The sequence below is a fragment of the Streptococcus infantis genome (genome assembly GCF_047463635.1).
Lineage (GTDB): Bacteria > Bacillota > Bacilli > Lactobacillales > Streptococcaceae > Streptococcus > Streptococcus infantis_W.
Genome location: NZ_JASHDL010000002.1, coordinates 14,139 through 26,269 on the forward strand (window position 1 = coordinate 14,139; position 12,131 = coordinate 26,269).

The window sequence follows — 12,131 nt, forward strand, 5'->3', positions numbered from 1 at the left end:
TGTAACCTGTAACCTTAGAAAAAATATTCATTAAACAAACATATTTTTTAATAAATTAAGGAGAAGAAATGTCATACACAGTAACACTATATTTTGACAATATGGTAGATGAAACTCACTTCTTTAAGAAAGTGGGTGATGCTGCTAAATGCAAGGCTCAGCTTGAGAGCAAGTATCGAGGGAATCGGTTATATAAGGTAAAAATGGAGGAGATGGAATAAATGACAGATATTAGATTGCAAAATCCATACTCTGATGAAGTTATCAAGGTAAAAGAAGATTATGGACATATTCTAAATATGTTGGAATGGCTTGAACGAGGGAATATAGATTATCTCCATTTACAACAGATTGAGCCTACTGAAACTATCATCACGATAAGTCCTAAAAACTTTGCAAAAATTGATTTTTACGAAATTGAGGAGGTGAAATAATGATTATCAAAAATTATAAATATGATTTTTCGAGTGGCAGAATACGCTACACAATTGATGTAGATGGCTATGAAACAGCTATGGAACATACAAAGACAGAATACGGAAGTGTCCAAAGAAATGATATTGATGATTTCTTGGTTTCAGTCGAGAATTACGACTTTCAAGAAGCTGAAGCGGTTGAAGAATTTGTTGATTTTCAAAGCTGTCTGCTTATGTATGGGATTGATTTTGAATTGAGAAATGAGGTGGAGTGATGGAAGAAATGAAAAGAGATTTTGCAGGTAAATTGTACAGAAAAGCTTGTGAGATTGCAGAATTTGATGAAGAGCAAATGGATAGCAAAGACGATAACGAGGTGTTTGATATCGAGGAGTGTCTGGTGGAGTTATGTCAGCTAGTTTTTGATGAAATGATTTTTTGTCAAGCAGCAGTATCGATGACATACTTCGCAACATTGCCAACAGACAATCCTCATATTATGAGCGAAGCAAGGAAAGAACTACCTTTCAAACCAGAACGGGAGTAACTGCATAAAAAGATTCATTGGTGAATGAATACAAGTAATAAAAAAAGCCAAGGCACTCTCTGCCTCAGCTATAATCTCAATAATATTATTATACCACAAAGGAGATAGAGAGTGAACAAGGCTAAAGAGTTACTTGATGAACTACAGAATTTGGATGAAGAGATACAGAATCGAATAGACGAGCTTGCTAATCTTGAAGCTAGTTTACTTTCTAGCCCTAAAATGAGCATGGATAAGGTTCAAGGTGGTCAGAAGGTTCGATTAGATGAACGTTACATCGATATTTTTAGCATGCAAGATTCCTTGAAAGAGTACATGAAGCAAGCAACTGCTGAAGCAATCCAGCGCAGAATTGAGCTCAGTAAATTGATTGATAAAATACCTAAGCCTGCAAGTCGAACAATTTTAAGGATGGTTTATATTCAGAAAGCAAGCGTGTATGATATGATTGAATTTTTACAATGCAGCAAGACTACTTTTTACAAAAAGAAGAAAGATGCAATCCGTGAATTGGGTGCTGCAGTTGATAAAAGCGAACTAATGTGAACTAATGTGAACTAGGTTGAAGCGCACTGGTCTAACAATCGTGCTATTATAGTATCATCAAGAATTAAGGGTAAGGCAGTAAGCCTTCCCTGACATGGAGAGTTGGCAGAGTCAGGTTGAATGCGCCCGTTTGCTAGACGGGTGGTCGCCTATGTGCGGTTCGTGGGTTCAAATCCCACACTCTCCTTTGAGTATTTTGTGTCCCAGAATGGGGTAGGCAGTAGGCTTAGCATTCATAAATTACTCATTAACTTACAAATGGTTGCGGAGCGACTGGACCTCGCATGATTGCGTAGCTACTTATATCCTAGGTAAGTTATAAGCTAGAGGGTTTGATTCCCTTAGAGGTTTTAAATGACTACAAAAAATAAAAAATCAAACATAGTATCTATCGGTTCGCAAGTCTGTAGTCTGCTTGCAGTAAGGACATAGCTCAGTGGGGGAGCGATATGACCATAAAGGGTCTGAAACGTACGCAGGTTCGATTCCTGCTGTTCTTATGAGAGGTCTTGCATTAAGTCACACATTGTGTGGCTTTTTGTGTTGTGAAAGGAGGTAGCAATGAATGAACGTGAAGAAATAGCTATCAAAGAATTAAAAAATCACGCTATGGATTTGATGTCAGACTGGCCTGCCTCTAGGAATAGACAAAAATCCTTTGTGTTGGCTTACATGGCTAATGGTTTCCAGAACGCAACTCAGGCAGCAAAAGAAGCTGGTTTTAGTGAAAAGACTGCGAGAACATCAGCTTCAAATATGTTAACGGGAATGAACAATTATGAACATATTCCGCCAGTCGTTGAAAAACTCAAAAATTCCTTTGATGAGCGCAGGACGGAGCTTTCTTTGCTTAATTCGGTTGATATTCAGCAATTCTGGGCAAAAATTATCAGACGTGAGATTAAAGACGTCAAGCTTGTTGGTGACGGAGAGGGTTATCAATCAGTCAAGGAAGTACCGCCTGATTTGTCTGTGATGCTATCTGCATCAGATAAGTACGCTAAGACGTTAGGCATGTATCAAAACAACATCGATATCACTCAACGCACTATCGAAATCAAGGTAGGTGATTGGGATGCTGACGAAGACTAGACCAAAAATCAATATTGTCATTCAATATCCTAGTAGAGTTTTTAATAAGCATATCTATGACAAGCTCAATGACTATTCTACTTTTACCGAAGTTCACTACGGTGGAGCTTCAAGTGGAAAGAGTCACGGTGTAATTCAGAAGGTAGTATACAAGGCTTGCCAAGATTGGAAGCATCCACGCAAGGTTCTATTCTTACGTAAAGTTGGATCTACTGTGTATGACTCCATTTTCGAAGATGTGAAGCAATGTTTGGATAAATGGCAGTTACTCGACAAGTGCAAGATCAACAATTCAGCATACCGAATAGAGTTGCCAAACGGCGCACAGTTTATTTTCAAGGGGCTGGATAACCCTGAGAAAATCAAGTCAATTAAGGGTGTGTCTGATGTGGTCATGGAAGAAGCTTCTGAGTTCACGCTAGACGATTACACGCAGCTGACTTTGCGTTTGCGGGATAAGAAACACTTGAACAAGCAGATATTCTTGATGTTTAACCCAGTGTCGAAAGTTAACTGGACCTACAACGCTTTTTTTGTTAAGAAACCAAAAAACACGGTTGTTTATCACACGTCATACAAGGATAATCGTTTTTTAGACCAGGTCACAATTGAGAATATCGAAGAGTTAGCCAATCGTAACGAAGCGTACTACAAGATTTATGCTTTGGGTGAGTTCGCAACTCTGGACAAGCTAGTCTTTCCGAAATACGAGAAGCGGTTACTGAATAAAAGCGAATGGGAGCATCTGCCGGCTTATTTTGGTCTTGACTATGGATTCATCAATGACCCGAGCGCGTTCTTACACGTCCGAATAGATGATCAGAATCGCAAGCTATACGTCGTTGAGGAATACGTCAGAAAAGGGCTTACGAACGACAAAATCGCGGAGGCTATAAAGTCTCTCGGTTATGCGAAAGAGCCGATCCGAGCCGATTCAGCGGAAAAGAAATCGAATCAAGAGCTCCGAAATTCGGGAATCCCTCGAGTTATCGACGTACAGAAAGGTCCTGGATCGGTTATGCAAGGGATCCAGTATCTCTTACAGTACGACTGGGTAGTCGATGAACGGTGTGTGAAGTTGATTGAAGAACTCGAAAATTACACTTGGAAGAAAGACAAGAAGACGAATGAATACATCAACGAGCCAGTAGATAGCTACAATCACTGCATCGATGCGATTAGATACGCTTTGCAAGATAGGATTTACCAGTCTAAGAAAGAGATTGATGTTGATAAAACAATTGGTAAAATCAATAGAATGTTCAGGAGGTAATACGTGGACAAAGTAAATGAATTCGAATACGGCATTGATATTTCAACTAAAGCAAGGGCTGACAGCTTATATTTCAGCCGTCTGTCGAATGAGCAATTTAGATATACTTCAAGCGAGGAACTATTATTTACAGACAAAGGCAAGAAAGCACTTCGAGATATGATCGAAGCGTTTTTTGATATCCAAAGAAAACGTCTGGATGTACTTGAATCGTACGCTCAAGGAGATAACTACAGTATTTTGTCTGGCCGTCGTCGATTGGATAAAGAAAAGGCAGATTATCGGGTAAGACACAAGTGGGGCGGGTATATTTCTAGCTTCGCTACTAGTTATGTAATTGGGAATCCGGTCACAATTGGTATTCTCGAAGGTGCTAATAAAGAACAGTTGAAGACGATTGAAGAGATTGAATGGCAAAATGATATCAATGCACTAAATAGTGATTTAGCATTTGATGCATCAGTTTACGGACGGGCTTTTGAATACCATTTCAGAGACAAAGACAGCATCGATCGTGTAGTACTAATCAGTCCTCTTGAAATGTTTGTGATCCGTGATTTGACGGTTGAACAGAATATCATTGCAGCAGTTCACTTGCCTATTTATGTAGATAAGGTCAACATGACCGTCTATACAAAAGATAAGATGATTTCCTATAAGCCTTTTTCGGTAAAATCAATCAGATTATCTGTTGAAGATACGAGAAAACATGAATACAACGATGTTCCGGTCGTCGAATGGTGGAACAACCGATTCAGAACTGGTGATTATGAAAGTGAAATCTCACTTATCGATGCCTACGATGCTGGACAATCTGACACGGCTAATTATATGTCAGATTTGAATGATGCAATGCTTGTTATCAAGGGCGACTTGGATGCAATCGGCGCAAGTGCTGAAAGTGTTGCGAAGATGAAAGATGCTAACACTCTACTGCTTCAAACGGGTATAAGTGCTAACGGGCAACAAACGAGTGCAGATGCTGGGTATATTTATAAGCAGTATGACGTGAGTGGCACCGAGGCATATAAGAACCGTTTAGCGAACGACATTCACAGATTCAGTCGTATTCCTAACCTAGATGATGATAGATTTAATGCTACTTCTTCCGGAATAGCTTTGCTATATAAGATGATTGGGCTTGAGCAAGTACGCAAAAACAAAGAAACGTACTTCACTAAGGCTTTACGCCGGCGCTATGAATTGATTAGTAACATTCATAAAGCTATCAATAAGCCTTTAATTGAAGCAGACAAACTGACTTTTACTTTCCACCCGAATATTCCTCAAGACGTTTGGAACGAAATCAAGGCTTACATTGAAGCTGGAGGGGTAGTATCACAAGAAACACTCATGAACAACGCTAGTTTCACTGATTACAAGACGGAACAATCACGAATCCTGAAGGAAGGCGGAGCCAGTGACGGCGAAATTAGTCAGATTGTAGGTGATGTACATGCTGAACAAGAGAGCGACTGAAAATCAACGTTATAACGCTGAGCGTAAGGCACAAGCAGCGTTGATGAAAAGAGATGTTGATAGAGATGCGATTCTTACTCAGCTTTATCAAGAGTCTTTTAATAGGTTACAAGCAGAAATAGATCGTTTTTACATAGCCTACGCTGGTAAAGAAGGCTTGACCAAGCAAGAAGCCATGAAAAAAGCATCTGAATTTGACATCACAAAATTTGCAGAGAAGGCTAAAAAAGCAGTCAAGGAAAAAGATTTTAGTCCAGGTACAAATTCATGGTTAAGAACTTATAATCTGAAGATGAAAGTCAGCAGATTGGAACTTTTGAAAGCGGAACTTGCCCTTGAAATTCAAAATCTTACCTCTAAAGTGAATGAGGTCTTTGATAAGGCACGCAGAGAGGAGTATTTAGCTGAATACAAGCGCCAAGCAGGAATCTTGGGGATTTCATCCAAAGGAGCAAACAAACGCATACAGAGTGTTTTAGGTGCCGATTTCTACGGACAGAATTTTTCAAGCAGAGTGTGGGGGTCTACAGGTCTACAAGCAACTTTACAGAGGGATGTCTTTGCTTTTCTCAATCGTGTGTATACGGACATGATGGGTTATAAGCAAGAAATGAACCTGCTTTCAAAAAAATATGGGACAAGTAAAGAAAATGCTAAACGCTTGTTAAAGACTGAGATTGCAAGAATAAACGCTGACACACAACATGCTATGCTGAAAACCAATGGTTTTACTCACATGATTTTTGTGGCCGAGCCTGGAGCTTGTGACATTTGTGGGCCTCTTGATAAGAAGGCGATTCCTATCGACGAAGTGGAAAAGGGAGTGAATATGTTTCCAATGCATCCCAACTGTCGGTGTTCTGCCTATGGTCATATCAAGATGGATTACAAGGCAGGTGGGAGTACACTTAACGAGTATGAGCTTTGGGATACTACCATTGAAACCGATGATAAAAAAGTGTATAATCAGGATATGTTTATAATGGACTTAATGGCTAAGCAACGCTCTTTTGTAGTTGGAAATGATATCAGAGTTAAAACAAAGAAATTGAATGGAACGGATTTTGATTTTTGGGTACAAGATAACACAAAGAAAATCAGAGATACTGTTTTTAATGTCCAATCAAGCCTTAAGGAATTAAATGATTTTCCAACTCCAACAGTTGTTTTTTTGAAAAAATCAAGACTACCTGGTTTTGCTGGGTATGATTATAAGCAGGACATTCTATTTGTGAGTGATGCACTTCATTCGGAAATAGAATTTGCTAAAGTTCTATCTGATAATTATTTTGCTGCTCAAAACATTACAGATACCATGGTTCATGAACTAACGCATAAAAAACATTGGGACTCTGCTAAAGCATTTTACAAAGCCAACAAAAAGCGGTATAATAGTGTCGAACAAGCAATGTCTGAATTGAATTCCCCATTAGTGTCGTATGTCAAGGAACAATTGAAGCATGACTATAACTATCTTTATAGTATTAGCGATAATGCAGCTATTGCATTTTACAACGATAACATCAATGAGTTAGTTGCTGAAGTCGGGGTATTGGGGGATAAGGTTACAGACCCAAATCTGTTAAATAAAGTTAAGGAGGTATTATCATGGAAGTAATGGCTATGCCTAGCAAAGAAGTTTTGATTTTTACAAAACAAATTCGCCACTGGATCGTTGGTGATAAAACTATTTCAGGAAAGAAACAATTTATCTTCCGTGAAGATACTCCTCCTGAAATCTTAAAACTTTATCAAGATATAAAATCAAAGCTTGAATTTGCTTATTAATAATTATCAAAGCACCTAGAGAAGTCTATGTGCTTTTTTCGTGCTCAGAAAGGAGGGTTTGATGAATAAGTACAAAAAGTTGATAGAATTGATTGAAGATAACAATCTTGAGATACAATCTAAGAAATGTTATGATCCACAGAGTGCTTGGCATGGTGAGGAGTTATGGATTGTCGATAAGAAGAAACAAAATAAAATTTTTGATTTATCGGGTAACGGTTACTGTTTTCATGACACTAAAGTTGAGGAAGCCATTGAAGAAGTTGAAAAGTATTTGTCTCTTAAAAATATGAATACTTTTGATGATTTCAAAAAATGGGTGGAAAAGAATGCTAAGCCTCAAAAATGATGCTCAGAAAGGAGAGACGTATGTTTATTTGGGAGTGGGTATCAATCGCCTTTGGTTGGTTGGTTGGTATTCTTGTTGTTAATCTTTATTATTCTGGCTGTGACCAGCGGAATAATTGAGGGTGTAAAGAAAGGATTGAAAAAATGAAATACAGAAAGAAACCCGTTGTGGTTGAGGCGGTGCGTTGGAACGGCAATAACTATAAAGAAGTAATTGACTTTGCAGAAAATAATAAGATTTGGTTTGATGCACTTGGAAATACATGGATTTCTACACTTGAAGGTGATATGATAGCCAAAAAAGGGGATTATATTATCAAAGGAGTTCAAGGTGAATTTTATCCGTGCAAGCCTGATATTTTTGCAGAAACATACAAAGAAGCAGAGTATCTAAATATTTTAGATACTATTTAGGAGGTGATCCAACATCTTGACTGGCAGGAATAGACTGCTATAAACCGTTATAAATTGCTATAAACCGTGTCGAATTCGAGGCGGTTTTTATATTGTCCAAACCATGCTGATGACAAAAAAAGCTACATGAGTTCGGGGAGGTTGCCCGTAAAGCGTAAAAGAAAGGAGCCAGAATATGGCAGATGAACAAAACAACGTTGCAGTCGATCAGGTTAAAGATACTGAAGTAGCTAGCACTCAGGAAACTGAATCTGAAAAAACTGTGACAGTAGCAGAAATGATGCGTCGCCTCAACAAAGCGAATGAAGAGCACAAAAAAAAGACGCAGGAAGCAATTGAGAAAGCTCTTGAGCAATACAAGGCAGAGAATGAACTATCTGGTAAAGAGCTAGAAGAATATCGTAGACAAGTGGCTGAGGCTGAGAAGCAGGAATTACTTGATAAGATCGCAGGTCTTGAGAAAGAACAAACCAAGCGTGAATTGACAGACGAAGCAATCAAAACGTTATCTGGTCGCAAGCTTCCTGTAAATGACAAGGTACTTTCGTTTGTGGTAAAAGATACCGCAGACAACACTTTGAAGGCTATTGCAGATTTTGAAAGCATCATCAGCGAAATTAAAGCTGAATACACTCAATCAGAACCACCTGCTGTTTCATCATCTTTTGGTGGTTCAAACTCAAAAAGTCAGGGAGATATCTTCCGTGACTCACGCATTATCTAAAAAGGAGAACAATAAATGACAGTACAAGTTTTTAACCCTGAAAAAGTTTTAGTTTCTGAAAAGAAGGACGGAACTCTTCACAAAGAATTTACAGACATCATCATGAAGGAAGTTGCTCAAAACTCACTTGTTATGCAGCTTGGTAAATATCACGAAATGGACGGACAACAAGAAAAAACAGTTTATGTCCAAACTGACGGAGTTTCTGCTTACTGGGTAAATGAAACTGAAAAAATCAAGACAGATAAACCTGAAGTGATTCCGGTTAAGCTTAAAGCCCACAAGCTTGGTATCATCCTTCTTGCTTCTCGTGAAGCATTGAATTATACCTGGGAAAAATTCTTCAACGACATGAAACCTCAGATCGTCGAAGCGTTCTACACTAAAATTGACGAAGCTGGTCTTTTGGGGCATGAAACACCATTTGCAAATTCAGTTGCCAAGGCTGCAAAAGATGCAAGTAAAGTGATTGGCGGACCGATCAACTTTGAAAATATCTTGAAACTTGAAGATAAATTGCTAGATAGCGATGTTGAAATCAATGCATTTGTATCTCGTGTCTCTAACCGTTCTGCACTTCGTGAAGCTCGTGACGGCGACAAGAAGACAATTTACGATAAAGAAAACAATAAGCTTGACGGAATTGTGACTGTGGACATGAAATCTAAGAATTTCAAAAAAGGCGACTTGCTCGCTGGTAACTTCGACAATCTTATCTACGGTGTACCTTACAACATCAACTATAAGATTTCGGAAGAAGGCCAAATCTCAACGATCCAGAATGCAGACGGAACTCCTGTCAACCTGTTTGAGCAAGAGATGATTGCTATTCGTGCAACAATGGACATTGCAGTCATGATCACGAAGACAGACGCATTTGCTAAATTGACAGACGCTGCAAACGTTTAGAAAGGAGCTTGTAAATGGCTTACATTGTAACAACAAATATCATTGATACTAAAGACAATAATCGTCTTTATGAAAAAGGCGAGGTATATCCTCGAGAAGATCTGAGCGTAACAGATGCTCGCATTAAGGCTCTTTTGAAAAAAGGGGTTATCGAATCAAATGGTGAAGCAGGAGACATTGTTTTCCCTGCTGACGAACCGGTTGGAGAAATCGAAGAAGAAGCAGCAGGGGAATAATCATGGATGATGCCCAACTTGAAAAAATAAAACGTCGGTTGGGTATTGATCCAGCCGACTCAAAAGAAAATGACTTATTACAAGATTTAGTTGATGATGCAGAAAGTTATTTTAAAAGTTTAACAGGAACCACAGCAGTAGATCCTAAATATAACTTTATGATTGAGAATGTAGTTTATAAGCTTTATGGACGCAAGGGTTCAGAAGGAGTAACTTCTGAGACCGTGGATGGCTACTCAGTAACCTATCAAGACTGGGATAATTTATTCAAACCTTACATGGCTATCTTGAATAAAGATTTTAATCTTGATGGTTCTTTGCGAGAAAAAGGTCGGGTGGTATTCTTATGAAAACTCCACACAGAATTATGCTCGTAAGAGGGAAAGGCGTTGCTAAGTACAATCCAGAAACGGATACTTATGATAACCAAGCTGAACAATCCGAAGTCGTTCCATGTTTTGTGAATTTTATTCAAAAAGCGAAAGTTTTTGAACTCTACGGCAGTCATTCTGATGTAGTCATGATCTGTAGATTTCAACAAGAACAAGAACCGTTCTTGTATGCGATCTATGACGGTTTCAAGTATGAACAGATTGATAGCGTAGAAGCATCTAAAAGCGCCATACGGCTAAAAAGGACGGCTAAGGTATAAAAATGGGTGCAAATATTGAATGGCACGGCTTAGAGAAGCTAACAAGTACGATTTTTAATGCACATCCCAAAGCAGTCGAGCAATCTTTGAAGGTTTTGAAAAACAATGGTGAAAAAGGCAAAAAGATTGCCCAGGAGTTGGCACCAAAAGATACTGGATTCTTGAAAGATCACATCACAACATCATATCCAGGAATGGAAGCACATATTCATGGCGGGGCAGGTTACGATGGTTATCAGGAATATGGGACCCGATTCCAACCAGGTAAGCCTCACTTTCGCCCGATGTTAGAGAGAATTCAACCGGAATTTCAACAAGACATGACAAATGTAATGAAAGGGGTATTTAAATGACACCGAATCATGATTTGTTTAGAAAGATATTTGCAATCAGCGATGCAAGGGTTGATACATACGATTATTTGCCTGAAGCTGATGTAAAATATCCGTTTGTCTATATCGGTGAAAATAACGGCGCAGACACGCCAAACAATGACCTAATCGGAACAGCAAGGCAAACCGTCCACATTTACGGAATACGAGCGCACAGAGCCAAAATAGACAACATTTCAGCCTATCTCGAGAATGTGTTGAAGCATTTGAAAGACGGGTATGAATATAATTTCAATCATGCATCAACAGATAAACAAGTTATTCCAGACAACACAGATGTCCAACCGTTACTTCATGTCGTGTTGGACTTTACTTTTAATTACACTAAAAAGGAGAAATAAATGCCAGAACTTATTTTAGGGAAAGATGTAATTGCTTTTTTCCGACGCTACGCTGACCGCACAAAACAAGATGCGGGCAAAGTACGTTTTCAATCTGAATTGACCATCAACTCAGAGAAGGAAGTTGAAAGCACAAAGACAAAAGACGGAGTTGTTAACTCAATCTCCGACGGAGAAACCAGTGGAGAATGTAAATCGCTTGCTTATCGCGAAGACGGCGACACAGTGAATATGTGGAAAGAAATGCGCAAATGGTTTAAAGCCGGCGATAAGATTGAGTGCTGGGTTGTTGACCTTGGAAGCAAGAAACAGGTTGGCGGAGTTGATAAGTACGACGTTGAATACTATCAAGGCTATTTCAAAAACTTTGAAATGTCAGCACCGGCAGATGATAAGGTTGAATTGTCATACGAAATCGCTATTGACGGAAACGGTATCTTACATACTGACAAGCTGACAGAAACGCAAAAGCAAGCAGTCGAAAGCGCACAATACAACTACCACACTCTTGAAAAAGAAACAGACGGTACAGGAGTACCTGTCTAATTATAATGTAGCATTTACAAGGGCAATTATTTGCCCTTTGTTTTTTTACTAAAAAGGAGAAATGACAATGATTTTAAAAATCGGAGAACGTGATTACACACTACGCTTTGGCCTTGGATTCTTGCGAGAAATGAATCGACTTCATTCTGCTGAACTTGAGGGAATGAAAACCGGATATGGTGCAATGACCTTGTTTAACGCTGGACAAGCACTTAATGATCCAATGGCTTTTGTCGACATTATCAAAGCCGGAACAGTAACGGAAGCGCAAAAACCAAGTAATGAAGCAATTGAAAAATATCTCGAAACCTTGATTATCAATGATGAATACGACAAGACAATTAACGAAATTGTGGCAGAGTTAAAAGCGTCACCCCTACTCAAAAAAGCAATGAACCTAGCCGAGTAGGAGAAAAACAAGGTTCAGA

General features: G+C 38.9%; 21 protein-coding genes and 2 tRNA genes. All 23 read left to right on the plus strand.

What is annotated here, in order from left to right; translation table 11 throughout:
• Positions 1-68 precede the first annotated feature (68 nt).
• The 23 genes from QM867_RS01750 to QM867_RS01860 all read left to right on the plus strand — a co-directional run bounded on the left by QM867_RS01750 (position 69) and on the right by QM867_RS01860 (position 12,112).
• On the plus strand, positions 69-221 hold the full coding sequence (locus tag QM867_RS01750; protein WP_414315019.1) for a hypothetical protein: 153 nt from the start codon (positions 69-71) through the stop codon (positions 219-221).
• On the plus strand, positions 222-434 hold the full coding sequence (locus tag QM867_RS01755) for a hypothetical protein (RefSeq protein ID WP_414315020.1): 213 nt from the start codon (positions 222-224) through the stop codon (positions 432-434). It begins immediately after the preceding gene.
• Positions 434-691: a hypothetical protein gene (locus QM867_RS01760; protein ID WP_414315021.1), complete on the plus strand. Its 258-nt coding sequence runs from the start codon at positions 434-436 to the stop codon at positions 689-691. Before QM867_RS01755 ends, QM867_RS01760 begins: the two co-directional genes overlap by 1 nt.
• The gene (locus QM867_RS01765) at positions 691-963 is read left to right on the plus strand and encodes a hypothetical protein (RefSeq protein WP_132974062.1); all 273 of its coding nucleotides are present in this window, start codon (positions 691-693) and stop codon (positions 961-963) included. Before QM867_RS01760 ends, QM867_RS01765 begins: the two co-directional genes overlap by 1 nt.
• A 111-nt stretch (positions 964-1,074) precedes the next feature.
• Complete coding sequence (locus QM867_RS01770; RefSeq protein WP_414315022.1) at positions 1,075-1,509, plus strand: DUF1492 domain-containing protein; 435 nt, start codon at positions 1,075-1,077, stop codon at positions 1,507-1,509.
• A gap of 96 nt (positions 1,510-1,605) precedes the next feature.
• Positions 1,606-1,696, plus strand: a tRNA-Ser gene (locus QM867_RS01775).
• Positions 1,697-1,931: 235 nt separating this feature from the next.
• Positions 1,932-2,009 (plus strand) — tRNA-OTHER (locus tag QM867_RS01780).
• A 61-nt stretch (positions 2,010-2,070) separates the two neighbouring features.
• Positions 2,071-2,601 (plus strand): terminase small subunit, encoded by a 531-nt coding sequence (locus tag QM867_RS01785; protein ID WP_414315023.1) that lies wholly within the window; start codon positions 2,071-2,073, stop codon positions 2,599-2,601.
• Positions 2,585-3,874 carry a PBSX family phage terminase large subunit gene (locus tag QM867_RS01790; RefSeq protein WP_414315024.1) on the plus strand — a complete coding sequence of 430 codons (1,290 nt, stop codon included), beginning with the start codon at positions 2,585-2,587 and terminating at the stop codon, positions 3,872-3,874. Before QM867_RS01785 ends, QM867_RS01790 begins: the two co-directional genes overlap by 17 nt.
• A 3-nt stretch (positions 3,875-3,877) precedes the next feature.
• Positions 3,878-5,353 (plus strand): phage portal protein, encoded by a 1,476-nt coding sequence (locus QM867_RS01795; RefSeq protein WP_414315025.1) that lies wholly within the window; start codon positions 3,878-3,880, stop codon positions 5,351-5,353.
• Positions 5,331-6,971 (plus strand): minor capsid protein, encoded by a 1,641-nt coding sequence (locus QM867_RS01800; RefSeq protein WP_414315026.1) that lies wholly within the window; start codon positions 5,331-5,333, stop codon positions 6,969-6,971. The genes QM867_RS01795 and QM867_RS01800 overlap by 23 nt, the downstream gene beginning before the upstream one ends.
• Positions 6,962-7,141, plus strand: coding sequence for a hypothetical protein (locus QM867_RS01805; RefSeq protein WP_049523603.1), 180 nt, complete (start codon positions 6,962-6,964; stop codon positions 7,139-7,141). Before QM867_RS01800 ends, QM867_RS01805 begins: the two co-directional genes overlap by 10 nt.
• Positions 7,142-7,202: 61 nt before the next feature.
• Positions 7,203-7,490 carry a hypothetical protein gene (locus QM867_RS01810; protein ID WP_414315027.1) on the plus strand — a complete coding sequence of 96 codons (288 nt, stop codon included), beginning with the start codon at positions 7,203-7,205 and terminating at the stop codon, positions 7,488-7,490.
• 143 nt (positions 7,491-7,633) lie between these two features.
• Complete coding sequence (locus QM867_RS01815; RefSeq protein ID WP_414315028.1) at positions 7,634-7,903, plus strand: hypothetical protein; 270 nt, start codon at positions 7,634-7,636, stop codon at positions 7,901-7,903.
• Positions 7,904-8,078: 175 nt separating this feature from the next.
• Positions 8,079-8,627 carry a DUF4355 domain-containing protein gene (locus QM867_RS01820; protein ID WP_414315029.1) on the plus strand — a complete coding sequence of 183 codons (549 nt, stop codon included), beginning with the start codon at positions 8,079-8,081 and terminating at the stop codon, positions 8,625-8,627.
• Positions 8,628-8,642: 15 nt separating this feature from the next.
• Positions 8,643-9,536 carry a phage major capsid protein gene (locus QM867_RS01825; RefSeq protein WP_414315030.1) on the plus strand — a complete coding sequence of 298 codons (894 nt, stop codon included), beginning with the start codon at positions 8,643-8,645 and terminating at the stop codon, positions 9,534-9,536.
• A 14-nt stretch (positions 9,537-9,550) separates the two neighbouring features.
• On the plus strand, positions 9,551-9,772 hold the full coding sequence (locus QM867_RS01830; RefSeq protein ID WP_179285998.1) for a hypothetical protein: 222 nt from the start codon (positions 9,551-9,553) through the stop codon (positions 9,770-9,772).
• 2 nt (positions 9,773-9,774) lie between these two features.
• The gene (locus tag QM867_RS01835; RefSeq protein ID WP_414315031.1) at positions 9,775-10,122 is read left to right on the plus strand and encodes a phage head-tail connector protein; all 348 of its coding nucleotides are present in this window, start codon (positions 9,775-9,777) and stop codon (positions 10,120-10,122) included.
• Entirely contained in the window at positions 10,119-10,424 is a 306-nt protein-coding gene (locus tag QM867_RS01840; RefSeq protein ID WP_414315032.1) for a hypothetical protein, read from the plus strand. Before QM867_RS01835 ends, QM867_RS01840 begins: the two co-directional genes overlap by 4 nt.
• Before the next feature lie 2 nt (positions 10,425-10,426).
• Positions 10,427-10,777 (plus strand): hypothetical protein, encoded by a 351-nt coding sequence (locus tag QM867_RS01845; protein ID WP_414315033.1) that lies wholly within the window; start codon positions 10,427-10,429, stop codon positions 10,775-10,777.
• Positions 10,774-11,157: a hypothetical protein gene (locus QM867_RS01850; protein ID WP_414315034.1), complete on the plus strand. Its 384-nt coding sequence runs from the start codon at positions 10,774-10,776 to the stop codon at positions 11,155-11,157. Before QM867_RS01845 ends, QM867_RS01850 begins: the two co-directional genes overlap by 4 nt.
• Entirely contained in the window at positions 11,158-11,703 is a 546-nt protein-coding gene (locus QM867_RS01855; RefSeq protein WP_414315035.1) for a phage major tail protein, TP901-1 family, read from the plus strand.
• Positions 11,704-11,770: 67 nt separating this feature from the next.
• Positions 11,771-12,112: a tail assembly chaperone gene (locus tag QM867_RS01860; RefSeq protein ID WP_414315036.1), complete on the plus strand. Its 342-nt coding sequence runs from the start codon at positions 11,771-11,773 to the stop codon at positions 12,110-12,112.
• Positions 12,113-12,131 lie beyond the last annotated feature (19 nt).